Genomic DNA, 23,841 nt, shown 5'->3' on the forward strand with positions numbered 1-23,841 from the left:
GCACCGCCTGAACACAGGAGCAGCTCATGAGCATGCCCATCTATGTTGCCCCCGAGCAACAGATGAAGGATCGCGCCGATTTCGCCCGCAAGGGGATCGCGCGCGGCCGGTCGGTGGCGGTGCTGCGCTATGCCGACGGCATCTGCTTCGTGGCCGAGAACCGCTCCCAGGCCCTGCACAAGGTCTCCGAGATCTACGACCGGATCGGGTTCGCCGCGGTCGGTCGGTACAACGAGTTCGAGAATCTGCGGATCGTCGGCATCCGGCACGCCGACATGCGCGGCTACTCCTACGACCGGGTCGATGTGACCGGGCGGGGGCTGGCCAATGCGTACGCCCAACTGCTCGGCACGATCTTCTCCTCCGGGGCGGAGAAGCCCTACGAGGTGGAACTGATCGTCGCCGAACTGGGGGAGACCGCCGAGCACGACCAGATCTATCGCCTCACCTACGACGGATCGGTCGGCGATGAGCCGCACTTCGCGGTGATGGGCGGTCAGGCCGATCAGATCGCCGAATCCATCCGGGCCCACCATCGCGACGACCTGTCCCTGGCCGAGGTGCTCAAGGTTGCCGTCGAAGCCCTCGCCGCGGTGAATCCGAGCACCGAATTGGGGGTGGAGGCGCTCGAGGTCGCACTCCTGGACCGGACCCGGCATCAGCCGCGCAAGTTCCGCCGGCTGTCGGCGGCCGCGCTGCACACCCTGCTGGACCTGCCGACCGCCGGGACCACGACAGCGGCCGAGCCCGGGACCGGCGAGCCGGCCGAGCAGCAGGGAACCGCTGCCGAGCCGGCGGCAGAGCCGGAGCCCACCCCGGGTGCGGACACCGCGTCGAACGGAGATGAACCCGCCGGTGAGTGAAACAACGGAGCTCCAGGGCCCGGTCGTGATCATCGGGGCGGGCCTGATCGGAGCCTCGGTGGGGTGTGCCCTGACCGCCGCGGGAATCGACGTCCGGCTCAGCGACCGCAATCCGGCGCATGCCCAGGTCGCGGCCGGCCGCGGCGCCGGAAGTGTCGACCCGGTCGATCCGGACGAGGTCGCGGTGGTCGTTGCCGCCGTCCCGCCGGCCGCCCTGGTCGGGGTGATCATGGCCGCCCTGGCCCAGTACCCGAATGCGTACGTCACCGATGTCGGGTCCGTGAAACACCGCATCCTGATCCGTTTGCGCGAACAAGGCGCCGACCTGTCGCGCTATGTCGGCTCGCACCCGATGGCCGGGTCCCATCTGAGTGGCCCGATCTCCGCCAACGAGGACCTGTTCGCCGACCGGACCTGGATCGTGGCACCCCATGAGGGGTCGACGCCCGGCGCGGTCGACACGGTCACCGCCCTGGCGCGGACCTGCCGGGCCCGGGTGGTCCGGATGGGCACCGCCGACCATGATCGGGCGGTCGCCGAGGTCTCCCACCTGCCCCAGGTGGTGTCCTCGGTGCTGGCCTCCGGACTCACCGGCGTGGCGCCCGCACACCTGGCGATCGCCGGGCAGGGCCTGCGCGACACCACCCGGATCGCCGGCAGCGACCCCGGCCTGTGGCAACAGATTCTGCTCGGCAACCGGGAAGAGGTCGCCCAGGAGGTACGCCGCTTCCGCGCCCGGCTGGACGACATGCTCGAAGGCCTGGAGGCCGGCTATGTCGAGCCGCAATTGGCCGCCGGGGTGGCCGGAACCCTGGCGATCCCGGGCAAGCACGGCGGACGGCACGAGGAGTACGCGCGGTTCATCGTGCAGATCCCCGACGAACAGGGCGCGTTGGCCCGGTTGTTCGTGGACGCCGATCGCGCCGGGGTGAGCATCGAGGACATCTCGATCGAGCACGACCCGGTCAAGCAGGTCGGTTGGTTGTCGCTGGCGGTGGTTCCCGAGGGCGCCGAGCGGCTGGAGAAGACCATGACCGAGGCGGGCTGGGAGATCCAGCCACCGGATTGAGCCGGAGTGCCGCCGGCCGGGGTACGCCCCGACCGGGTCGGGGCGTACCGACGCGGGATCAGCGACCGAACCGGAAGCTGGAGGCGGTGATTCCGCCGGCCATCATCGTCTCGTGGTAGGTCCGATGTGCCGGGTCGCCCTCGGCGGCACCCACCGCCACCATCAGCGGGATCAAATGATCCTCGGTGGGATGGGCGATCCGGGCACTCGGGGCCGCGGCCCAGCGCTCCAGCAGGGCCGAGCGCTCCGCCCCCTGATGGGCCAGCAGGGCGTCCGACAGCCACGCGTCGAACTCCGCCGACGGCCGCGCCGCCCCCGGACCGAAGGCCCGCAGGTTGTGATATGACAGGCCGCTGCCGATGATCACCACGCCCTCGTCCCGCAGCGGCGCCAGCGCCCGGCCCGCGGCCAGGTGGGCCGCCGGATCGAAGTCGTGCTTGATCGACAACTGCAGGATCGGCACATCGGCCTTCGGCCAGATCGCGTACGCCGGGGCGAACACCCCATGGTCGTAGCCCCGCTCGGCGTCCTGGTCGACGCGGATCCCGGCTCCGGTGAGCAGCTCGGTGACCCGGGCGGCGACGTCGGGGGCACCCGGCGCCGGGTACTGGATGTGATAGGTGAACTCGGGGAAGCCACCGTAGTCATAGACCATCGGCGGATTCGGGTTGGTCTGGACGGTGAACCGGCCGGTCTCCCAGTGCCCGGAGACCATCAGCACCGCCCGCGGGGCGACCCCGATCTCGGCAGGCATCGCCTGCAGCGAACGCTCCAGGATCGACATGTCCATCGGCAGCATGTCCTTGATCCACGGCCAGGGCCCGCCACCGTGAGAGATGAAGTAGGTCGGCATCCGCAGGGACTGCTCGCTCATGACGCACTCGTTTCACTTGATGATTCAACTATTGTGCCACAACGACCGCCCACCCCGCCATATTCCCCGGGGCAGTCCCCGCGTACGCTGTGCGGCACACCCCCGAACTCCCCATCGACGCCGCTGAAACGGAGCCAGTTGTGAGCACCCTGCTCGAGGGCATTACCAGTCACCAGATCCGCACCGAGCGTGGCCAGTTCCAGGTGATCGAGGCGCACGCCGAGGCGGCGGGCATCCCGGTCGTGCTGATCCACGGCAATGTGTCCAGCTCGCTGTTCTTCCAGCCCACGATGCAGGCGCTGCCGCGCCACACCTACGCCGTCGACCTGCGCGGCTTCGGGGATTCCGAGACCCTCCCGGTGGACGCGACCCGCGGCGTCCGCGACTATTCCGACGACGTCGCCGCGGTGCTCGACACCCTCGCCGTGCCCCGGGCCCATCTGGTCGGCTGGTCGATGGGCGGGGGAGTGGTGATGCAGCTGTTGCTGGATCGCCCCGACCTGGTCGCCACCCTGACCCTGATCTCGCCGGTGTCGCCGTACGGGTTCGGCGGCTCCGCCGCGGACGGTACGCCGCTGACCGAGGACTCCGCCGGGACCGGGGGCGGTGCGGCCAATCCCGGCTTCGTCGCCGCCCTGGCCGCCGGGGACACTACCGCCGATTCACCGGTGACCGCCCGCTCGGTGTTCCGGACCACCTATGTCGCGCCCGGGTACGACAGCGAGCTGGAGGATCTGTGGGTGGAGTCGATGCTGTCCACCAAGCTCGGGGATGACAACTACCCCGGCACCAAGACCGAGAGCCCCACCTGGCCCGGCTTCGGCGCCGGCGAGCGGGGCGTGCTGAACACGATGGCCCCGCGCTGGTTCAACACCGCCGGCATCGTGGACATCGCCGCCAAGCCCGCCATCTTGTGGGTGCACGGGGAGGACGACGCGATCGTCGGGGACGCGACCATGTTCGATCTGAATCAGCTCGGCAAGCTCGGGGTGGTCCCCGGCTGGCCCGGTGAGGAGGTCGCGCCGGCGCAACCGATGGTGAGTCAGACCCGCGCGGTGCTGGACGCCTACCGGGCCAACGGCGGCAGCGCGACCGAACTCGCCCTGCCCGGGGTGGGCCACTCGGCCCACCTGGAAGCTCCCGAGGAGTTCCGCACGGCCCTGCTCGGACACATCGGCGAGCACGACCAGTAGGAGCGGTCGACCGGCGGGGACCGCGGTTCAGACCGTACGCCCCCGGGCGTCCGCGTCGGGCCAGCAGCCGGTGTCGGCCATGCTGACCACCATTGCACTGAACAGGGCCGGATCCTCCGCGCTCCAGGGATGGTGCATCCCCGGCGCCATCCAGGTCTGCAGTTGCGGCAGCCGTTCCTGCAGCGGTTCGAAGCCACGCCGGATCGAGGCGCTCTCCCGCTGTCCACTGACCGCCAGCACCGGACCGGCGTACGCGAAGGGCCCGACGGGCATCCCGGAGGCGGCCACTTCCGCGAACATCGCCCGGTTCGTCTGCGCCGAAGCCGCGGTCGCCGAGTCCACGAACACCTCGCGGGAGTCCGGCGGGATGCCGAAGGGGAGTGCCTGCAGCCACCAGTACCAGCGTCGCTGCCACAGCGGTACCTGGGGGCGGATCAGCACTCGTTCGGCCCGGGAATACCCGGCCAGCGCCACTCCGGTGACCGTGGCACTGCGGACCAGTTCCGGGTGTCGGTGCAGCAGGTGGACCGCCACGAAGCCGCCCAGCGACAGCCCGACCACATGGGCCCGGCCGGCCACGGCGTCCCGGCGGATCCGGTCGGCGATGTCGTCGGCCGCTCCGGCGAGCCCGGGCCAGCGCTCACCCGCGCGGGAGGCGTACCCGGGCAGGTCCGGGGTGAGCAGGTGGCGCTCGGACAGCAACTCGATCTGGGGCAGCCAGGTCCACCCGCCCATGTTCGCTCCGTGCAGGAAGACGATCGTCTCCCCGGTGCGCGGGCCGTGCTCCTGGGGGTAGCTGGTCAACATGGCGGGGCCTCGGTTTCGGTGAGAGTGCGGCGAGTCTGTTCGAGCCAGCGCAGTTCGGCCTCGGCCTGGCCGATCCCGGAGCGCAGCGTGGCGGCCCGGAGGGTGGCGGCCAGGTCCCCGGTGGGAGCGTCGATGGCCCGCAGCGTGTCCAGCAGGGCACGGGCCTGCGCCTCGCGTTCGGCCAGCAGGTCGAGCACTGCCGGCACCCCGAGCGGCGCGGCGAAGAAGAGCCGGGCGAGGAAGGGTTCCTTGCTCTGCTCCTGCTCCAGCGGGCTGCGCAGCCAGGCGTCCAGTTCGGCCCGGCCGACCTCGGTCAGCGCATGCACCTTCCGGTCCGGCTTGCCGTCCTGGTTGATCACCGTGGTCTCGATCGCGCCGGTGTCGCCGAGCCGGGTCAGGGTCCGGTAGATCTGCGACTGGTCGGCATGCCACAGGTGGGTGATTGAATTGGCGAACGCGCGGCCGAGATCGTACCCACTCATCTGTTGCACCGAGAGCAGGCCGAGGATCGCGTGCTTGAGCTCCATGGCCATATCCTACAGTGCATATATAGGACTGTACATATATATGGAGAAGTTGTCGGATGGCCATCTGTTCACCGGTGGGCGTACTAACGTTGAACGCTTGATGACATGTCCCGAGCACCCCCTGTTCGGGCAGCAGCGCGAGCGAAAGTGGTGGTTAGGGTGACGAATATGCAGACCGGATCTGCGTTGATCATTGCGATCGACGGCCCGAGTGGATCGGGCAAGTCCAGTGCAGCCAAGGGGGTTGCCCAACGGCTCGGTCTGGCCTACCTGGACACCGGTGCGATGTATCGCGCGGCCGCCTGGACGGTCCTGCAGCAGGGCATCGCGTTGACCGATCCGGACGCCGTCGCCGAGGCCGTCCGGCGCGCGGACATCCGCCTGAGCACCGACCCCGACGCCTTCACGATCAGCGTCGACGGGACCGAGGTGACCCGGGCCATCCGGGAACCCCGGATCTCCGAGCAGGTCAGCCTCGTCTCCACCGTCCCGGCGGTCCGCGAAACTTTGATCGCCCAGCAGCGGGAGATCATCGCCGGGGCCGCCCAGGGGATCGTCGTGGAGGGCCGCGACATCACCACCGTGGTCGCCCCCGACGCCCCGGTCCGCGTTCTCCTGCAGGCCGACCCGGCAGCTCGGCTGGCCCGCCGCGGGGCAGATCTGGCCGGCGCGGTGAACTCCGCCGAACTGACCGACCAGGTGCTGCGCCGCGACCGCGACGACGCCACCGTGGCCGCCTTCGAGGAGCCCGCCCCCGGGGTGACCCTGATCGATTCCACCCAGCTGACCCTGGAGCAGGTCATCAGTCGGATCTGCGCCCTGGCCGAAGTCCACTAGCCGAAGGAGCCCCGGTGACCAGTCTTGACGTTCGTTTCGCCAGCAGTCCGGACATCTCCGACTGGGTCCCCGGGGCATTGCCCAGCACCGATCACCTGCCCGCCCCGCGCATCGGGCTGCTGAGCCGACTGCGCGGACCCGCCGCCTGGGCCCTGGAGCAGTACTGGGACATCGACTGCCGGGGCGCCGAACACATCCCCGGACAGGGCCCGGTGATCCTGGCCAGTAATCACATCGGCGTGGCCGATGGGCCGCTGCTGGTCGCCCGGACACCGCGGCCGACCTTCGCCCTGGCCAAGGCGGAACTGTTCTCCGGCGCGGTCGGCGCCACGCTGGAAGCGGTGGGTCAGATCCCGGTCGCCCGCGACTACGTCGACACCACCGCGATCCGCCGCGCGGTCAAGGTGCTGCGGGAGGGGCATGCGCTGGCGATCTTCCCCGAGGGCCGGCGGCATCGCGGGGATCTCTCGGTGATCCAGGGTGGGGTGGCGTACCTGGCGATGGTGACCGGGGCGCCCATCGTGCCGGTGGCGATCCTGGGCACCCGACTGCCCGGACAGAGTGTGAGCCAGGCGCCCGCCCGGGGTGCCCGGTTGCATATCGTGTACGGTGAACCGATTGTCACCGATCCGGTGCTGTGGCCGCGTCGCCGTACGGCGGTCGCCGAGCACACCGAACAGGTACGCGTCCGGCTGGCCGCGCACCTGGCGTACGCCGAAGCCAGCACCGGACACACCCTCCCCGGACCGGTCGACCTGCCCTGACAGGTCGCGGTCCGCCCGACCGAAGCAGGACCGATGACCAGCGAAGACACCAGTGCCGAATCCGCGACCGTGAAACCGGTCCTGGCCGTGGTCGGGCGCCCCAACGTCGGGAAGTCCACCCTGGTCAATCGCATCATCGGCCGGCGCGAGGCCGTCGTGCAGGATGTGCCCGGGGTGACCCGGGACCGGGTCTCCTATGACGCGATCTGGAACGGCCGGGAGTTCATCCTGGTCGACACCGGCGGCTGGGCCTCCGACGCCACCGGGATGGCCGCCCAGATCGCCGAGCAGGCCGAACTGGCCATCGCGGCCGCCGACGCCGTGCTGTTCGTCGTCGACGCCACCGTGGGCACCCTGGACGAGGACGAGGCGGTGGTCCAGGTCCTGCGCCGCTCCCGCAAGCCGGTGATCCTCGCGGCCAACAAGGTCGACGACCAGCGCACCGAGGCCGAGGCGGCCAGTATGTGGAATCTCGGCCTGGGCCAGCCGTGGGCAGTCTCGGCGATGCACGGGCGCGGCACCGGCGATCTGCTCGACGCGATCCTGGCGATCCTGCCCGAGGCGCCGGCCGAGGCCGAGGCCGAGATCGGCGGTCCCCGTCGGGTCGCCCTGGTCGGCAAGCCCAATGTCGGCAAGTCCTCGTTGTTGAACAAACTGGTCGGGAGCCAGCGCTCGGTGGTCGACAACGTCGCCGGGACCACGGTCGATCCGGTCGACGAGTTGGTCGAACTCGACGGCGAGGTCTACCGCTTCATCGACACCGCCGGGATCCGCAAGCGGGTCAAGGAGGCCTCCGGGCACGAGTACTACGCCTCGCTGCGGACCCAGTCGGCGATCGAGCGGGCCGAATGCTGTGTCGTGGTGATCGATGCCACCGAACCGGTGAGCGATCAGGATCTGCGCATCCTGTCCGGGGTCGAGGAATCCGGGCGGGCACTGGTGCTGGCGTACAACAAGTGGGACCTGACCGATGAGGAGCGTCGGCACTACCTCGAGCGCGAGATCGAGCGGGACCTGGGCCACTTCGCCTGGGCGTCCCGGGTGAACATTTCCGCGCTGACCGGGCGCAATGTGCACCGGTTGCGCGCGGCGATCGATGAGGCGCTGGCCGGCTGGGAACGCCGGATCAGCACCGGCCAGCTCAATGCGTTCCTGGGCCGGGTGGTGGCCGCCCATCCGCACCCGGTACGCAGCGGCAAGCAGCCGCGGATCCTGTTCGGGACCCAGGCGCAGAACTGCCCGCCCACGTTCGTGCTGTTCACCACCGGCAAGCTCGACGACACCTACGTCCGCTTTGTGCAACGCCGGTTGCGCGAAGAGTTCGATTTCACCGGTACGCCGATCCACGTCCAGGTCCGGGCCCGGGAGAAGCGGGGCAACCCGCGTGCCTGACCCGCGGGCGTACCCGGGCAAGGCGGGGGTTGTCCCCGATTCATTGGACAGCGAACGCGGCCAACACTGGGCGTATGCACACACCATCGGATGACCGGCTCCTGGATCGGTTCCTTCCCACGTTCGATCTCGCCGTGACCCAGCACTATGTCGCCGCGGTCCCGGCCGACGCCGCCTTCGCCGCGCTGAAGAATCTCGACCTGATGACGGTCCAGTCGCCGCTGTTGGCCACGGTCTGGACCCTGCGGGGGATCGGCAATCTGCTGAGCGGGCGGCCCGACCAGCGGCCCAGCGCCCGGATGAACGATCCGCAGACCGCCCCGCCGGGCTGGCAGATCCTGGCCGACGGAGATCGGGAGATCGTCTATGGCGGGATCGGGCGGACCGATCGCGGCGAATGGCGTGAGGTGCCGATCGACGAGTTCGCCGGCTTCGCCGCGTCCGGCTGGGCGCGGATCGCGGTCGCCCTGTGGGTACGCCCGGGCACCGACGGGCACAGCTGCCTGTCGGCCGAACTGCGGATCAGTGGCGGCGACGAACACCTGCACCGGCAGTTGAGCGAGGACTGGTGGATCTTCCGCGTACTGGCCGCGCACCTGCTGCGCGCCGGGCTGGCCACCGCCGCCCGGGACGCGCAACAGGCCTAGGCCCCAGCAGGTCCGGACCTCACCAGCAGGCCCGGACCTCACCAGCAGGCCCGGACCTGACCAGCAGGCCCGGGCTCAGGCGGCCCGGGAGAGTTCGCGGGTCAGCTGGTCCACCAACTGCGACCAGGACTTCCCGAACCCCGGGTGCAGCCGCAACTGCGGAACCCGCTCGAGGTCGACCCAGGCGATGTCGAGGGACTCCCAGTCCGCCGGGGCGACCGGCGTACGCTCGCTGGCCTCGGCCAGGAAGGTGCTGTAGGACCAACCACCGTGATCGGTGACGTGGGCCAGGGTCAGCGGGCCGATCTCGGGGAACCCTGCGACCTCCTCGCCGGCCTCGCGCAGCGCTGCCTGCTCCGGCGTCTCACCGAGCTCGATGGCACCGCCGGGCGCCGCCCAGGTTCCGGTGTGGTGCCCGGCGCCGCGCTGCTGCAGCAGGACCTGCCCGTCGTGGTGCACCAGCACCCCGGCCGCCCCGTGGACGCCCCAGTGCTGGCAGCCACGTGCACAGGTGATCGTTTCGTCGAAATAGTCGTGCATAATGCCTCCCAGTTGTCTCGGGCGGCCACGCTGCCGCGTTATCTTTTGTTGATCTTTCTGCAATTCAGCATGACACGGGCGATCAAACGACACCGACGAAGACATGCCAAGTACAGATGAACACTGCCCCAACACGGATTATTCCGGCTAGCGTGAACGCATGAGCGAGCGGATCCCCAGCCACTGGGACGCCATGGTTGCGGCGAACCCCGGCCACTCGGCGGCGTACGCCCAACGATTCCGCGACATGGCGGCCGCCGGACTGGACCTGCTGGGGGAGGCCCGGTTGGTCGACGCCATGCTCCCACGCGGCGCCCGCGTCCTGGACGCCGGCTGCGGACCGGGGCGACACGCCGGCTATCTGGCCCGGGCCGGGCACGTGGTGATCGGCGTCGACGGGGACGCCGAGTTGATCCGGGCCGCGGCCGCCGATCATCCCGGACCGACCTACCTGGTCGGCGATCTGGCCGAACTCGATCTGCCCGCCCGGGGGATCGCCGCCGATTTCGACGCGATCCTGTGCGCCGGCAATGTGATGACCTTTCTCGCCGAGTCGACCCGGCGTACGGTGCTGGCCGGATTCGCCCGACATCTCAGCGACACCGGTCGGGCGATCATCGGGTTCGGCGCCGGCCGGGGGTACGCGTTCGACGCATTCTTTGCCGATGCGATCGCCGCGGGCCTGCGCGTCGAGCTCACGCTGAGCACCTGGGATCTGCGAGCTTTTACCCCCGACGCCGATTTCCTGGTCGCGATCCTGAGCCGCGAGACGACTACCGAGCGGTAATAATCGGGGCTCCCATTTGCGGTGTGACGGCGCGTTTCGCCTATCGGCCCACCCGTGGACAAGCGCCGATCCGAGGAGGATACGCTGCCCGGTAGATCGGCGAGACGCCCGCTCACTCTTCCTCGGAGCAACTACTGACGAGGCGCAGTGAGTTCGCTAGATTGTGCTACGGGCAACGAGGCTCACAACAGGAGGACGGTGCTTATATGGCGACCTCAACGCCAGCCAAGCGGACGGCGGCCAAGAAGAACACAGATAACACCAGCACTGTCGAGACGATCGCCAGTCCTGACCCGGAGCTGGCCAGCAAGCTGACCCCCGAGGTGCTTGCGGCCATCGACGTCAAGGACACCTATGCGAACCCGCCGGCGGAGCTGAGCGACCGCGATCCCGAACTGCTGAAGAAGCTGTATCACGGCGTGATCCGCGGCCGTGCCTTCGAGGACCGGATGCACTCGATGTATCGCTCCGGAGACCTGCTGGGTTCCTATTACTCGGGCAACTGGCACGAGGCGATCGGCGCCGGGATCATGGCCGCCATGCGCGATGACGACTGGTTCGCGCCGCTGCACCGCGATGTGACCGCGCACCTGATGCGTGGCATGCCGCCGGAGCAGATCATGGCGTCGTTCATGGGCAAGGCGATCGGGCCGACCGGTGGCCGCGACGGCACGCTGCACTACGGCCGGCTGGATCTGCGGACCTACAACCCGCCCAGCCACATCCCGGCAAACTTCCCGGTCGCCACCGGGTTCGCATTTGCCTCGAAGTACCGTGGTGAAGACACCGTGACCGTGGCCATCTGTGGTGACGGTTCCACCTCGCGGGCCGACTTCCACGAGGCGGTGAACCTCGCCGCCGCCCAGGACCTGCCGATCGTGTTCGTGGTCCAGAACAACCAGTGGGCGTACTCCACCCCGCTGCCGTTGCAGACCCACTCGGCGACCTTCGCGATCAAGGCCGTGGCGTATGGCATCCATGGCATCAAGGTGGACGGCACCGACGCCGTCGCCGTCTACGACGCGATGGCCGAGGCGATCGAGCGGGCCCGCTCCGGCGGGGGCGCCACGATCGTGGAGGCGGTCACCATGCGCATGCACGGCCACGCCGAGCATGATCCGGCCGACTACGTCCCGCGGGAAATGCTCGAGGAATGGTCGAAGAAGGATCCGGTGGAGCTGCTGGAGAAGCGCCTCATCGACGCCAAGGTGATCACCGAGGACGAGGCGAAACAGACCCGCGAGGACGCTCGCAAGTGGGCCATCGAGGCACGCAAGATCGCCATTGCCGCGCCCATGCCCGACCCCAGCAACATTGAGGATGGCATCTATGCTGAGTGACCTGGCTGACAAGAACGACTACACCTACCTCGATGCGGTCGGTGCGGGACTGGACGCGGAGATGGATCGGGATCCCGACGTCTTCCTGATCGGCGAGGACGTCGGTCAGTTCGGTGGCGCGTTCAAGGTGACCAAGGGCTTCCTGGACAAGTACGGCCCCAAGCGGGTCGTCGACACCCCGATCGCCGAGACCGGGGTCACCGGTCTGGCCGCCGGTGCCGCGCTGGTGGGCCTGAAGCCGGTGGTGGAGTTCCAGTTCGCCGACTTCATCTCCTGTGCGTTCGACCCGATCATCAATGTGCTGTCGCGGCACCACTGGCGGACCGGTGACGCGATGCCGGTGACCATGCGGGCCCCGTTCGGTGCCCGCCTGAGCGCCGGCCCGACCCACTCCCAGTCGGTCGAGTCCTACTTCGCGCACGTGCCCGGCATCAAGATCGTCATGCCGGGTCTGCCCGAGGACGTCGCGCCGCTGCTGATCGCCTCGATCCGGGACAAGAACCCGGTGCTGTTCCTGGAGAACAAGTACCTCTACCGTCGCCTGCACGGGCAGGGCAAGGTCGATCTCGAGCCGGCCGAACTGGGCAAGGCCAAGGTCGTCCGCGAGGGCACCGATGTCACGCTGGTGACCTACTCCGCCGGGGTGCACCAGGGCCTGGAGGTGGCCGAGGAACTGGCCAAGGACGGGATCTCCGTCGAGGTCATCGACCTGCGTACCGTGGTGCCGCTGGACATCGACACCGTGGTGGAGTCGGTCAAGAAGACCTCCCGCGCGGTAATCCTGCACGAGGCGATCGTCCACCTGGGCATGGGCGCGGAGATCTCCTCGCAGATCCAGGAGAAGGCGTTCTGGTACCTCGATCAGCCGGTCAAGCGGGTCGGTGCGCTGAACATCCCGGTTCCCAGCAGCCCGCCGCTGGAGCAGGCGATGATCCCGCAACCCGAGGAGATCGCCGCGGCGCTGAAGGAGGTGGCACGGGCATGAGCGAGTTCGACATCTGCGTCCTCGGTGGTGGCCCCGGTGGCTACGCCTCCGCGCTGTACGCCGCCTCCGCCGGCCTCAAGGTCGCAATCGTGGAGAAGGACACGATGGGCGGCACCTGCCTGAACCGGGGCTGCATCCCGGCCAAGGGCCTGCTGCAGGCCGCCGAGGTGTATCGCACGGTGGGTCATGCCGACACCTTCGGGTTCAAGGTCCCCCAGGGCGAGACCACGATCGACTGGCCCCAGGTCAACAAGCGCAAGCAGGGCGTGGTCGATCAGCTGGTCAAGGGCCTGGAAGGCCTGCTGAAGCGGCGCAAGGTCACCCGCTTCGACGGCTTCGGCACGATGAACAAGGACGGCAAGGTCGTCGTCGACGGGAAGGTGATTGACGCCGACAACGTGATCATCTGCTCCGGCTCGGTCCCCAAGGTGTTCCCGGGGATGGAGCTGGGCCCGCGGGTGTACACCTCCGATGAGGCGACCAACTCGACCTGGGACAGCCTGCCCAAGTCGGTCGCGGTGATCGGCGGCGGCGTGATCGGGGTCGAGTTCGCCTCGGTCTACATCGACATGGGGGTGGAGACCACCCTGCTGGAGTTCATGCCGGATCCGATCCTGCCGATCGGCACCGACCGGGAGGTCGCCAACACCGTCGCCAGGAGCCTGCAGAAGCGGGGCGTCAAGGCGATCGGCGGCGCCAAGGTCGGCAAGCTCGAGGACACCGGCAAGAGCGTCAAGGTGCCCTACGAGCGCAAGGGCAAGCAGGAGCAGATCGAGGTCGATCAGGTCCTGATCGCGGTCGGCCGGACCCCGGCGACCTCGGGCCAGGGCTTCGCCGAGGCCGGCGTCAAGATCGACGACCGCGGCTTCGTCGAGGTCGACTTCAACACCATGGCGACCTCCCGCAAGAACGTGTACGCCGTCGGTGACTGTGTGAACAGCCCCGGCCTGGCGCATGTGGCGTACGCGGAGGCGATCGTCGCGGTCAAGTCGATCCTGGGCGAGAACCCGGTTCCGGTGGACTACCAGAACGCGCCGTTCATCGTCTACTCGCACCCCGAGATTGCCTGGGTGGGGCTGTCGGAAGAGGCCGCCAAGGAGCAGGGGATCGAGTACGAGGTCAAGAAGCATCCGTGGCCCGGCAACGGCCGCGCGATGATCGTCGGCGAGACCGAGGGCATGTTCAAGGTGCTGGCCAAGCCGAACGACGGGCCCATCATCGGCTGGCATATGTCCGGCCCGTGGGCGTCGGAGCTGATGAACAGCGGCTATTACGCGGTGAACTGGGAGGCGACGCCGTCCGATGTCGCGCACCTCATCCACGCCCACCCGTCGCTGTCGGAGCTCATCGGCGAGACCATGATCACCTTCTCCGGCCGCTCGCTGCACGGCTGACCCCTACCGAGGAAAGAACGCTATGTCTGACGAAATCAATGTCGTGACCATGCCGAAGCTCGGTGAGACGGTCACCGAGGGCACTATCGGCAGCTGGTTGAAGAATGTCGGCGACACCGTCGAGTTCGACGATCCGCTGTTCGAGGTCTCCACCGACAAGGTCGATTCGGAGATCCCCAGCCCGTACGACGGGGTGATCCTGGAGATCCTGGTGCCGGCCGGGGAGACCGTCCCGGTGGGCACCGAGGTGGTCAAGATCGGTGCGCCGGGCGCCAGCCTGGACTCGGCTCCCGCGTCACCCGCTGCGGCGCCCGCTGCCGAGGCGGCTCCGGCCGCCGCGGCGCCGGCTCCCGCAGCCGGTGGGTCGGGCTTCGCCGGGGCGGTGCATGACCTGACCATGCCCAAGCTCGGCGAGACCGTGGCCGAGGGCACCATCGGCGCGTGGCTGAAGAACGCCGGTGACAGCATCGAGTTCGACGATCCGCTGCTCGAGGTCTCCACCGACAAGGTCGACTCGGAGATTCCCAGCCCGTACGACGGGGTGTTGCTGGAGATCCTGGTGCCGGCCGGGGAGACCGTCCCGATCGGCACCGTGATCGCCCGGATCGGGGAGCCCGGCGCCGAGGGTGCGGCGGCTGCTGCCCCCGCGGCTGCGCCGAGCGCTCCGGCGGCGACCGGTGCTGCTCCGGCAGCCGGCGACGGTAAGCCGGCGGCAGCCGGTGGGGCCGGGGTCATGCTGTCGCCGCTGGTGCGGCGACTGGCCGCCGAGCACAATCTCGATGTGTCGCAGATCAGCGGCACCGGGGCCGGCGGCCGGGTTCGGCGGGAAGACGTCGAGCAGGCCATCGCCTCCGGTGGTGCCAAGGCGGCTCCGGCCGCGGCGGCTCCCGCGGCGGCTGCGGCTGCTCCGGCGGCCAAGCCCGCCGCGGCGGCTGCTCCGGCGGCCTCCGGCGGGTTCGTCGCGACCCAGGTGCCCGGCACCAACGATCCGCGCGACCGCACCGAGAAGCTCTCCCGGATGCGGCAGGCGGTCGGCAACGGGATGCTCAACTCCCGCGCGCTGGCTCCGCAGGTGTGGGCGTCGATCGAGGTCGACTACGAGAACATCGAGAACGTCCGCAAGAAGTACAAGAATGAGTTCCGGGCCCAGACCGGGGCCGGCCTGTCGTACTTGGTCTTCATCGCGCGGGCGGTCTGCGAGATCCTGCACAAGTACCCGGCGGTGAACTCCTCGCTGGACTGGGAGGCCAAGACCCAGACCTTCCATCCGTACGTGAACCTCGGGATCGCGGTGGACATGGACGAGCAGGGCCTGGTCGTTCCGGTCATCAATGACGCCGATCAGCTGAATCTGCGGGGCATCGCCACGCAGATCAAGGCGAAGGCGGGGTTGGCCCGGGGCAAGAAGCTCGGCGCCGATCAGATGCGCGGTTCGACCTTCACCATCACCAACCCCGGTCCGGTGGAGTCGTACGCGTCCTCGCCGATCATCAACCAGCCCAACTCGGGGATCCTGTGCACCGACGGGGTCCATCGCAAGCCGGTTGCGGTCGGGGACACGATCGCGATCCACCACATCGGCATCATCGGCCTGGTCTACGACCACCGGTCCTTCGATGGCGTGACCACCGGCAAGTTCCTGCTCGACCTGCGCAATGTGCTGCAGGATCGGGATTGGGAGGCCGAGCTGGGGCTCTGAGCGCGCCAGCTGCAGCAACCCGGAGGCCGGGCCCGCATGGGCCCGGCCTCCGGCGTTTTTCCGGTCCGACGTCAACCCCGTCGCCTGCCGGGTAAAGTGAGGGCTCAGGAGAGGGGGCAGGATGGCCGGGCGGGATCTCTATCGCACGGTGATCCGCACCGTGTTCGCGGTGCTGTTCATCGTCGGAGGTTTCACCCACATCGTGCTGGGCCGCTTGGTGCCCGAGGCCTATGCGGTGTTCGGGGAGAATGCGCTGTTCCCGGCCCTGGCCGAGTTCTGGGACACCACGGTGATGCCGCAGATCGGCTGGGTGACCCTGGCCCAGGCCGCCATTGAACTGGCCTGTGGCATCGGCCTGCTGCGGCACGGACTCCGGGTCCGACTCGCGGCCGCGGTGATCATCGTGATGCTCGCGGCGCAGTCGCTGATCGGGCTGGGGGTGACCGAAGCCGACCCGCTCACCGACGTGCTGGTCAATCGGGTCACCCCACTGGTACTGCTGGTCCTGGTGATCCCGCTGCTGACCGGACCGTCACCCGCGCCGTTCGGGGAGAAGTGGCGACGGTTGCTCACCTCGCGGAGCCCGCGGGCCGCCGCGTGAACCTCAGCCCGCCCGGCCGGCGGGGACCGGCGTACGGTCCGGGGCGTGGTCGGTGGCGTGGTCGAAGCGCCGGGTGAGCGTACGCACGGCGTCGCGACCGGCGCGGTTCGCACCGACGGTCGACTGGGAGGGTCCGAAACCGATCAGATGGATCCGCGGATCGGCGGCTGCCTGAGTGCCGCGGACCGCGATTCCGCCACGCTCATTGGTCAGGTGCAGCGGCTGCAGGTGGTCGAGGGCGGCCCGGAATCCGGTCGCCCAGAGGATCACATCGAGTTCGGTGAAGCTGCCGTCGGCCTCGCGTACGCCGTGCGGCCGGATCGCGGTGAACATCGGTCGGCGGTTCAGGACACCCCGGTCCCGGGCGGCGATCGCGTACGGGGCCCAGCCCAGGCCGGTGTAGGAGACAACGCTGCGCGGGGCGTTTCCGGCCTCGGCATCGGCGGTCACCTTGGCGATGGTCTCCCGGCCCTCGATCTCGGAGCGGAACTCACCGCGGAACTCCGGTTCGCGGCGGGTGTACCAATAGACCTCGGCCACCCGGGAGATCTCCTCGAGTTGCTGCAGCGCGGAGATGCCCCCGCCGACGATCCCGACCCGTTTGCCGGCGAACTCCTCCAGGGAGACGTAGTCGCGGGTGTGCAACTGGCGGCCGGCGAAGGTGTCCTGGCCGGGGTAGTGCGGTTGATGCGGGTTGTCCCAGGTGCCGGTGGCGTTGATGATGGCGCGGGTACGCCAGGTCCCGGCGTCGGTCTCCACCAGCAGGTCGCCCTCGGGGTCGGTGTCGGCGTACGAGACGCGGGACACCCGGACCGGGCGTTCGATGGCGAGACCCATCCGCTGTTCGTAATCGGCGAAGTAGCGCGGGATCGCGGTCCGGCTGGGCTCGGCCGGATCGATTGCGGGCTTGGCCAGGCCGGGCAGGTCGAAGATCCCGTTGACGGTGGCCATGTGCAGGGACTCCCAGCGATGTTGCCAAGCGCCGCCGGGAGCAGGGTTGGCATCGAAGACGACGTAGGTACGCTCGGCGTCGGGATTGGTTCGGGCATCGAGGTAGCCGTTGCGGCTGAGGTGATAGCCGGCCGACAGTCCCGCCTGGCCGGCCCCGATCACGATGATCGTGGCGGTGCGTTCGCGGTGTGGCTGGCTCATGAAGATCCTCCTGGTGCCGGACCGGACTGGGTCTGTGCCTACCACAACACCGCAACAATGATTAATATTTCAACTACTCCGGGTTCCCCTCGGCGTTGTCGTCGACCCGGACCAGCCCGCTCCGGTAGGCCCATACCGCGATCTGGAGTCGGTCCCGCAGCTGCAGTTTGCTCAGCAGGCGGGACACGTAGGTCTTCACGGTGGCTTCACTGAGAAACAGTCGCTCCCCGATCTCGGCGTTGGACAGCCCCTGGGCGACCAGGCGGACCACGACGGTCTCCCGCTCGGTCAGCCCGGCGAGTGCCGCCGACCGTGCCCCGGCCCGGGGGCGCGCGGTGAACCGGTCCAGCAGCCGGGTGATCAGCGCCGGCGCAAGCATCGACTCACCTCTGGCCACCACGCGTACGGCGTGCACCAGGTCATCGGGAGACACATCCTTCAGCAGGAAGCCCGAAGCACCGGCGCGAACGGCCTCGTACACATACTCATCCAGATCGAAGGTGGTCAGCACCAGCACCCTGGGTACCGGAGGCGGGAGTGCGCCGATCCGGCGGGTGGCTTCCACCCCGTCCAAGCGAGGCATCCGGATGTCCATCAGCACGACGTCGGGTCGCAGGTCCCCGACCACCTCGACTGCTTCGATACCATCGGCCGCCTCGCCGAGCACGGCCAGGCCGGCCCGCTCGAGAATCAGCCGGAAGCCGATCCGAACCAGCTCCTGATCATCGACGACCACCACCGAAGTCCGGGGCCGGGCCGGGTCGGTCATGTCGGTTCCAGCGGTAGGGCGGCCCGGACGGTGAACCCGGCGTCGGTGGCTGCGATGTCGAGGTCGCCATCGAACAGTTCGACCCGCTCGCGCATGCCGAGCAGCCCGTGGCCCGGCTTCTCGGTGTCGGGCCGCGCCGGGCCGGGGTCGGAGATCTCGACCAGGAGTTGGGTTGCCCCGAAGTCGAGGTGGACGCGGGCCCGGGTTGCCTCGGAGTGGCGGCGTACGTTGGTCAGGGCCTCCTGCACGATCCGGTACACCGTCAGGTCCAGCCCTGCCGGCAGGTCACACGGGGCGCCGGTCAGGTCGAGCACGACCGCCAGCCCGGCCTTGCGGGCCGAGGCAAGCAGATCCGGGAGCGCGGCGATCCCGGGCATCGGGGCCAGATCTCCCTCCCGTTCCGGATCGCGCAGCACGCCCACCAGACGGCGCATCTCGGTCAGCGCGCCACTGCCGGTGGTACGGATGGTGGACAGGGCCCGCCGGGCGAACTCGGGATCGTCCTCGACCACCTGTTCCGCGGCGCCGGCCTGCACCACGATCGTCCCGACCGAGTGCGCCACGATGTCGTGGAGTTCGCGCGCGATCCGAGCCCGCTCGTCGGCAATTGCCGCCAGGGCCTGCTCGCGCGCGGCGGCCTCGGCCACATGTGCCCGGACTGCCTCCTCAGCGGCGCGGTCCTCGAAGACGCGGAGTCCGCGCCCGACCAGCCAGACCAGAATCAGGAACGCCCAGTGGAACACCACCTCGTTGGGCGACTGCAGCAGTTCCATGGTGAGATCACCCAGGACGACCGTCGCGGCCGAGGCCACCGTACCGAGCCAGAGGTAGCGCCCTCGGCCATGCCGCGCAATCGTGAACACGAGCACCAGCAGCGGCACCATTTGCCCGAAGAACAGCAGCGAGAGATTCCCCGGCCCGACCACCATGCCCAGCACCGGCCACACGGCCAGTCCCCCCAACGCCCACCACCGACGGGCTCGGCGTACCGCGATGAACCCGGCGAAGGCCACTACAGCCACGCTGCCCAATACCGGAGAACCGTCACCCTGGACCGATTCCATCGGCAGCCAGATCTCGACCAGGCCCACGGCGGCCAGCAGCACCGCGATTGCGATGTCCACCGCCCACTGGCGCCCGCTCAGCCGCTGCACGCCTTCAATGTAGCCCGCGGCCCCCGCCGGCGTCGTCATCCCTTAGTGGACACCGACGTCCTCTCAAGGGGCGGGAACTCGGGGAAAGTGACCCCCTCCGGGCACCGCAGCGGCTGCCGGAGACGGATCCGGCGCACCTCCGCTCGTTCGTAACGTGGAATCAGACAAGAGTTCACCGAACCGAGGAGCCGACCATGACACACGCACATCTCGAGCGACTGGGCACCGCGATCGCCCTGGTCGCCTGTGGCCTCACGACCGTGCTCAGCATCCTGCTGATGCCCGATTTCAGCGGCGATCAGGCCGCGCAATTGGCCGCGATCGCCGCCGCACCGGCAACCGCCACGATCTCGGCACTGTGCTTCGCCGGATCCCAACTGTTTCTCATCCTCGGGGTGCTCGGGGTGGCGCGGATGCTGCGGGATCGGGCTCCGGTGCTGGCACCGGTCGGCGCCGGCCTGATCGTGGTGGGGGCCTTCGGGCATGCGGTGTACGGCGGCATCACGCTACTGATGCTGACGATGGCGCAGGACCGGGGCAACAACGCGATCCATGCCGCGCTGCTGGCGCAGTCGCAGGAGGGGGCCGTGCTCCCGATGATGGTGGCCGGGCTGGTGGGGACCGTCCTCGGGTTCCTCGTGTTCGGCGTCGCGCTGTTGCGGGCGCGCTGGCCCTATCGGTGGATCGGCGCGGTGATGATCGGGTGGGTTCTCGTTGAGTTTGTCGGCGGCAACTTCTCCTCCTGGGCCGGGTACGCCTCCGCGGTGCTCTTCCTGGTGCTGTTCGGGGCCATGGCGGTTGCCGTGCTGCGCTCCCCGTGGGCGTACTGGCAGACCGGGGGCCCGGCGCGGACCCGCACTGCGGATGAGGTTCCGGTCGCCGGTCCGACCGACTCCGCTCTCAGCCGCGAGGAAGCGACAGCTCGCGGAGCGGGTCGCCGCCATCGATGAAGAGTTTCGCCGCCGGGGTGAGGGCCGCCGCGATCCGCGCGAGCGCGGCCCTTCCGGCTTCGGGGTGACGGCCGTCCAACGCCCCGACGCGGACCGCGAAGGCCAGATCGAACGGCGCCTCACCGGGCAGGAGCACCAGGTCCTCGGCGGCCACCTGCCGAACGCTCAGGGTCCCGGCGGCGATCTCGGCGGCGGCGTTCTGTTCGGTCTGGGCGACACCTTTTGGGGAGCGGTCGATCACCAGGATGTGCCCGTCCCCGAGGCGCCGCGCCACCTCCCGGGCGGCGGCGCCGGGGGCCCCGCCGATCTCCAGGACGCGCATCCCGGGTGCCAGCGGCAGGGCGTCGACGATGGCGGCGAGGCGGGGCGAGAGCGTACCCATCGCCCCAGCCTACGACCCTGTGGTCCCCGGGCCGAGCCCCCCGCGCGGTCAGGAGCCGACCGCGTACCGGAAGTAGAAAGCCCCGAACAGCAGAACCACCCCGACGTTGGCCGCCAACCGCGGCCACAGGTGGTCCCGGAAGACGACGACATCCAGGGTGAGGATGGTCCCCACCATCGCGACGACGTAGATGGCAATGACGACCGCCCTGGACATGTCAGCCTCCGACCGGCAGCGGTGGGTGGTCGCGTCCCAGCGGGCGGCTCGTCGCTCACGGCTGTGACTCGATCCTACCGCTGCCCAACCGGCCGGCCCGGACGACTGCACCGCACCCGCCGCCGGTTCGGCCGAGGCGGGCGGATACTCTGCGGGGATGCGCATTGCGATCCCCACCGAGGTGAAGAACCACGAGAACCGCGTTGGCCTGACGCCGGCCGGCGTGGCCGAACTGACTGCCGCCGGCCACGAGATCTTCATCCAGTCCGGGGCCGGGCTGGGATCCTCGATCACCGACGAGGAGTACGCGAAGCAGGGCGCCGTGCTGATCGACGACCCCGACGAGCTGTGGGAGCGCGGGGAGTTGGTGCTGAAGGTGAAGGAGCCGGTCGCCGAGGAGTACCACCGGCTGCGCGAGGACCTGGTCCTGTTCACCTATCTGCACCTGGCCGCCGATCGCCCGCTGGCCGACCGGCTGCTGGCCTCGGGGACCACGGCCCTGGCGTACGAGACGGTCCAGTCGGAGTCCGGGACGCTGCCGCTGCTCTATCCGATGTCGGAGGTGGCCGGGTGTCTGGCACCGCAGGTCGGGGCGTATCACCTGATGCAGCCGGAGGGCGGGCGCGGCGTCCTGATGGGCGGCGTCGGCGGGGTGGCGAACGCCCGGGTCGTGGTCATCGGCGGCGGCGTGGCCGGGCAGCACGCCGCGACGACGGCGCTCGGGATGGGGGCCGATGTGACGGTCCTGGACACCGACATCGACAAGCTGCGTTCGATCTACTGGCGCCATCAGAATCGGATCCATGGGCTGGCGTCCACCTCGTTCACGATTGCCGAGCAGGTCCGACAGGCGGATCTGGTGATCGGCGCGGTGCTGATTCCCGGAGCCCGGACACCCCGGCTGGTCAGCAATGACCTGGTCGCCGAGATGAAGCCGGGGTCGGTGCTGGTCGACATTGCGGTGGATCAGGGTGGGTGTTTCGACGACACCCACCCGACCACGCATGACGAGCCGACCTTCCGGGTGCACAACAGCACCTTCTACTGCGTCGCGAACATGCCCGCGGCGGTGCCGAACACGAGTACGCAGGCCCTGACGAACGCCACGTTGCCGTATGTGCTGCAGCTGGCGAACCGGGGCTGGCGGGCCGCGCTCGCCGCCAACCCCGCACTGGCCAAGGGGCTCAATGTGGCCGAGGGCCGGATCACCCATCCCGGCGTCGCCGAATCACTCGGCCTGGAGCTCACGCCGGTGGAGGACATCCTCGCCGACTGAGCGTTCCGGCTAGCCGTCGCGTCGGTCGTACGCCGCCCGGGCCGCCAGCACCGACGGCAACTCGCCCTCGACGAGGCCGATCAGGGCGAGCAATGGTTCGGCGATCCGCCGGCCGAGAGTGGTCAGGGCGTACTCCACGTGCGGCGGGATGTTGCTGAGCACATGCCGTTCGACGAACCCGTCGCGCTCCAGTTGATTGAGCGTCTGGGACAGCATCCGGTCGCTGATCCCATCGATGCGTCGACGAATCTCGCCGAAGCGCAGCGGGGCCTCGGCCAGGAGCAGCGCGGCCAGCGTCAAGGTGCCCCAGCGACCCGTCAGGTGCTGCAGGGTCTCCCGGGAGGCGCAGGCACTGGAGAACACGTTCGGCGGCGGGATCGCAGCACCGACCGTTTCGGTGTCGCTGCCAACACTCACCTCAACCACCTCACTTCTGCCCGGGCTCTCAGCATACTCCGCACATAAGCACTTCCTCAAAGGTTGTGCTTACGTTTTGTTAGTGCTTACATGTGGGGGTATCACATCTCCGATCGAATGGATCATCACCATGCGTATTGCAGTCACCGGAGCCACCGGCCAGCTCGGCGGTCACATCATCGATTCCCTGCTCAAGCGCGGCATCCCCGCCGCCGACATCGTCGCGATCGTCCGGAATGAGGCAAAGGCGGCCGGCCTGGCGGCCCGCGGCGTGACGGTCGCGGTGGCCCCGTACGAGGACGCCGAAGCCCTGCAGCAGGCGTTGACCGGCGTGGACCGGTTGGTCCTGGTGTCCGGCAGCGAGGTCGGCAAGCGACTCGCGCAGCACACCAATGTCATCAACGCCGCCCGCGCGGCCGAGGTCGGATTCGTCGCGTACACCAGCCTGCTGAACGCCCCGACCTCGAAGCTGAGCCTGGCACCCGAGCATGTCGCCACCGAGCGCCTGCTCGCCGAGTCCGGGATCGACCACACGGTCCTGCGCAACGGGTGGTACTGGGAGAACTACGCCAGCGCGCTCGAACCGGCCAAGGCCACCGGGAAGATGTTCGGCGCGGCCGGCGACGCGAGGGTCGCAGCCGCGGCCCGGGCCGACTACGCCGAGGCGGCCGCGGTGGTGGTGACCGGTGACGGCCACGTCGGCATGGTCTACGAACTCGGTGGCACCCCGGCGCTGACCTACCCCGAGATTGCCGAGGCCGTGGGGGAGGCGATCGGCGCGGAGGTCGACTATGTGAATGAGTCCGTGGCCGAGTACCGGGCCGGGCTGGAAGGGGCCGGCCTGCCCGCCGACCTCGCCGGGATGATCGCCGAGTGGGACGCGGCCATCGCCGACGGTGCGCTGTACTCCGAGAGCACCGACCTGCAGGACCTGATCGGGCGGCCGGCCACTTCCGCCACCGCTGCCCTTTCCGCCTGACCGACCGGGTTCGAACCGAGGACCGTCGTTTTCGGTACCGCAGATTCTCCTGAGCCTCAGTCAGGCCACATTTCGGAAGGGCCGGACACGATCTGCTGCACCGAAAACGACGGTTTCCCCGGGAGCCTCGGCCGTCCTCATGCTCTGGGCCGCGGTCCGAGGCTTGGGCTCAATCGTCACCCCACTGCGCCGAATCCCGCCCGTCGAGCCCGGATGACGGCCTCGCC

At 69.2% G+C, this 23,841-nt stretch carries 26 protein-coding genes; 16 read left to right on the forward strand and 10 right to left on the reverse strand.

Going from position 1 to position 23,841, the window contains the following annotated elements; translation table 11 throughout:
* Positions 1–26: 26 nt before the first annotated feature.
* A complete protein-coding gene (gene prcA, locus G531_RS0108460) occupies positions 27–863 on the forward strand; it encodes a proteasome subunit alpha (protein WP_026926912.1) in 837 nt (278 codons plus the stop codon).
* On the forward strand, positions 856–1,932 hold the full coding sequence (locus G531_RS0108465) for a prephenate dehydrogenase (RefSeq protein ID WP_026926913.1): 1,077 nt from the start codon (positions 856–858) through the stop codon (positions 1,930–1,932). The genes prcA and G531_RS0108465 overlap by 8 nt, the downstream gene beginning before the upstream one ends.
* Positions 1,933–1,990: 58 nt before the next feature.
* On the opposite strand, the gene G531_RS0108470 is transcribed toward G531_RS0108465, so the two are convergent.
* A complete protein-coding gene (locus tag G531_RS0108470; protein ID WP_026926914.1) occupies positions 1,991–2,806 on the reverse strand; it encodes a DODA-type extradiol aromatic ring-opening family dioxygenase in 816 nt (271 codons plus the stop codon).
* Between the two features lie 140 nt (positions 2,807–2,946).
* On the opposite strand from G531_RS0108470, the gene G531_RS0108475 reads away from it, so the two are divergent.
* Positions 2,947–3,999, forward strand: coding sequence for an alpha/beta fold hydrolase (locus tag G531_RS0108475; RefSeq protein WP_026926915.1), 1,053 nt, complete (start codon positions 2,947–2,949; stop codon positions 3,997–3,999).
* 27 nt (positions 4,000–4,026) lie between these two features.
* Here the strand turns inward: G531_RS0108475 and G531_RS0108480 are convergent, their stop codons facing one another.
* Positions 4,027–4,806 (reverse strand): alpha/beta fold hydrolase, encoded by a 780-nt coding sequence (locus tag G531_RS0108480; RefSeq protein ID WP_026926916.1) that lies wholly within the window; start codon positions 4,804–4,806, stop codon positions 4,027–4,029.
* Entirely contained in the window at positions 4,800–5,333 is a 534-nt protein-coding gene (locus tag G531_RS0108485; protein WP_035758376.1) for a PadR family transcriptional regulator, read from the reverse strand. Before G531_RS0108485 ends, G531_RS0108480 begins: the two co-directional genes overlap by 7 nt.
* 168 nt (positions 5,334–5,501) lie before the next feature.
* Between G531_RS0108485 and cmk the strand changes: the two genes are divergently transcribed.
* The 4 genes from cmk to G531_RS0108505 all read left to right on the forward strand — a co-directional run bounded on the left by cmk (position 5,502) and on the right by G531_RS0108505 (position 8,973).
* Entirely contained in the window at positions 5,502–6,170 is a 669-nt protein-coding gene (cmk, locus tag G531_RS0108490; RefSeq protein WP_026926918.1) for a (d)CMP kinase, read from the forward strand.
* A 14-nt stretch (positions 6,171–6,184) separates the two neighbouring features.
* On the forward strand, positions 6,185–6,934 hold the full coding sequence (locus tag G531_RS0108495) for a lysophospholipid acyltransferase family protein (protein WP_162143161.1): 750 nt from the start codon (positions 6,185–6,187) through the stop codon (positions 6,932–6,934).
* A gap of 33 nt (positions 6,935–6,967) precedes the next feature.
* Positions 6,968–8,326 (forward strand): ribosome biogenesis GTPase Der, encoded by a 1,359-nt coding sequence (gene der, locus G531_RS0108500; RefSeq protein ID WP_026926920.1) that lies wholly within the window; start codon positions 6,968–6,970, stop codon positions 8,324–8,326.
* A 74-nt stretch (positions 8,327–8,400) separates the two neighbouring features.
* Positions 8,401–8,973 carry a hypothetical protein gene (locus G531_RS0108505; RefSeq protein ID WP_026926921.1) on the forward strand — a complete coding sequence of 191 codons (573 nt, stop codon included), beginning with the start codon at positions 8,401–8,403 and terminating at the stop codon, positions 8,971–8,973.
* Between the two features lie 75 nt (positions 8,974–9,048).
* Here G531_RS0108505 and G531_RS21445 read toward each other — a convergent pair whose 3' ends face one another.
* The gene (locus G531_RS21445) at positions 9,049–9,513 is read right to left on the reverse strand and encodes an NUDIX domain-containing protein (RefSeq protein WP_035758378.1); all 465 of its coding nucleotides are present in this window, start codon (positions 9,511–9,513) and stop codon (positions 9,049–9,051) included.
* Between the two features lie 160 nt (positions 9,514–9,673).
* On the opposite strand from G531_RS21445, the gene G531_RS0108515 reads away from it, so the two are divergent.
* The 6 genes from G531_RS0108515 to G531_RS21450 all read left to right on the forward strand — a co-directional run bounded on the left by G531_RS0108515 (position 9,674) and on the right by G531_RS21450 (position 16,319).
* Positions 9,674–10,300, forward strand: coding sequence for a class I SAM-dependent methyltransferase (locus G531_RS0108515; protein ID WP_026926922.1), 627 nt, complete (start codon positions 9,674–9,676; stop codon positions 10,298–10,300).
* Positions 10,301–10,506: 206 nt separating this feature from the next.
* Positions 10,507–11,640: a thiamine pyrophosphate-dependent dehydrogenase E1 component subunit alpha gene (locus tag G531_RS0108520; protein WP_145978682.1), complete on the forward strand. Its 1,134-nt coding sequence runs from the start codon at positions 10,507–10,509 to the stop codon at positions 11,638–11,640.
* On the forward strand, positions 11,630–12,625 hold the full coding sequence (locus tag G531_RS0108525) for an alpha-ketoacid dehydrogenase subunit beta (protein ID WP_026926924.1): 996 nt from the start codon (positions 11,630–11,632) through the stop codon (positions 12,623–12,625). Before G531_RS0108520 ends, G531_RS0108525 begins: the two co-directional genes overlap by 11 nt.
* A complete protein-coding gene (lpdA, locus tag G531_RS0108530; RefSeq protein ID WP_026926925.1) occupies positions 12,622–14,019 on the forward strand; it encodes a dihydrolipoyl dehydrogenase in 1,398 nt (465 codons plus the stop codon). The genes G531_RS0108525 and lpdA overlap by 4 nt, the downstream gene beginning before the upstream one ends.
* A 22-nt stretch (positions 14,020–14,041) precedes the next feature.
* The gene (gene sucB, locus G531_RS0108535) at positions 14,042–15,718 is read left to right on the forward strand and encodes a 2-oxoglutarate dehydrogenase, E2 component, dihydrolipoamide succinyltransferase (RefSeq protein ID WP_026926926.1); all 1,677 of its coding nucleotides are present in this window, start codon (positions 14,042–14,044) and stop codon (positions 15,716–15,718) included.
* Positions 15,719–15,839: 121 nt separating this feature from the next.
* Positions 15,840–16,319: a DoxX family membrane protein gene (locus G531_RS21450; protein ID WP_051215261.1), complete on the forward strand. Its 480-nt coding sequence runs from the start codon at positions 15,840–15,842 to the stop codon at positions 16,317–16,319.
* 3 nt (positions 16,320–16,322) lie between these two features.
* Here the strand turns inward: G531_RS21450 and G531_RS21455 are convergent, their stop codons facing one another.
* From G531_RS21455 to G531_RS0108555, 3 genes are all read right to left on the reverse strand, one after another.
* Positions 16,323–17,471 (reverse strand): NAD(P)-binding domain-containing protein, encoded by a 1,149-nt coding sequence (locus G531_RS21455; RefSeq protein WP_051215262.1) that lies wholly within the window; start codon positions 17,469–17,471, stop codon positions 16,323–16,325.
* Between the two features lie 73 nt (positions 17,472–17,544).
* On the reverse strand, positions 17,545–18,240 hold the full coding sequence (locus G531_RS0108550) for a response regulator (protein ID WP_026926927.1): 696 nt from the start codon (positions 18,238–18,240) through the stop codon (positions 17,545–17,547).
* On the reverse strand, positions 18,237–19,394 hold the full coding sequence (locus G531_RS0108555; protein ID WP_051215263.1) for a sensor histidine kinase: 1,158 nt from the start codon (positions 19,392–19,394) through the stop codon (positions 18,237–18,239). Before G531_RS0108555 ends, G531_RS0108550 begins: the two co-directional genes overlap by 4 nt.
* A gap of 194 nt (positions 19,395–19,588) precedes the next feature.
* On the opposite strand from G531_RS0108555, the gene G531_RS0108560 reads away from it, so the two are divergent.
* Positions 19,589–20,344 (forward strand): hypothetical protein, encoded by a 756-nt coding sequence (locus G531_RS0108560; RefSeq protein ID WP_026926929.1) that lies wholly within the window; start codon positions 19,589–19,591, stop codon positions 20,342–20,344.
* Here G531_RS0108560 and G531_RS0108565 read toward each other — a convergent pair.
* Both G531_RS0108565 and G531_RS25650 read right to left on the reverse strand, forming a co-directional pair.
* On the reverse strand, positions 20,295–20,726 hold the full coding sequence (locus tag G531_RS0108565; protein WP_026926930.1) for an SAM-dependent methyltransferase: 432 nt from the start codon (positions 20,724–20,726) through the stop codon (positions 20,295–20,297). The two genes, G531_RS0108560 and G531_RS0108565, sit on opposite strands and share 50 nt — an antisense overlap.
* A gap of 48 nt (positions 20,727–20,774) precedes the next feature.
* Positions 20,775–20,942 (reverse strand): hypothetical protein, encoded by a 168-nt coding sequence (locus G531_RS25650; protein ID WP_155827950.1) that lies wholly within the window; start codon positions 20,940–20,942, stop codon positions 20,775–20,777.
* Between the two features lie 157 nt (positions 20,943–21,099).
* Here G531_RS25650 and ald point away from each other — a divergent pair, with 157 nt between their 5' ends.
* Positions 21,100–22,218 (forward strand): alanine dehydrogenase, encoded by a 1,119-nt coding sequence (gene ald, locus G531_RS0108575; protein ID WP_026926931.1) that lies wholly within the window; start codon positions 21,100–21,102, stop codon positions 22,216–22,218.
* Positions 22,219–22,227: 9 nt separating this feature from the next.
* On the opposite strand, the gene G531_RS0108580 is transcribed toward ald, so the two are convergent.
* Positions 22,228–22,635, reverse strand: a complete 408-nt coding sequence (locus G531_RS0108580) for a winged helix-turn-helix transcriptional regulator (RefSeq protein ID WP_245630480.1) — start codon at positions 22,633–22,635, stop codon at positions 22,228–22,230.
* 130 nt (positions 22,636–22,765) lie between these two features.
* On the opposite strand from G531_RS0108580, the gene G531_RS0108585 reads away from it, so the two are divergent.
* Positions 22,766–23,614 (forward strand): SDR family oxidoreductase, encoded by an 849-nt coding sequence (locus G531_RS0108585; protein ID WP_026926933.1) that lies wholly within the window; start codon positions 22,766–22,768, stop codon positions 23,612–23,614.
* The last annotated feature ends 227 nt before the right edge of the window (positions 23,615–23,841 follow it).

Origin of the sequence: Granulicoccus phenolivorans DSM 17626 = NBRC 107789 = JCM 15570, from assembly GCF_000423085.1 — a bacterium.
Classification (GTDB): Bacteria; Actinomycetota; Actinomycetes; order Propionibacteriales; family Propionibacteriaceae; genus Granulicoccus; species Granulicoccus phenolivorans.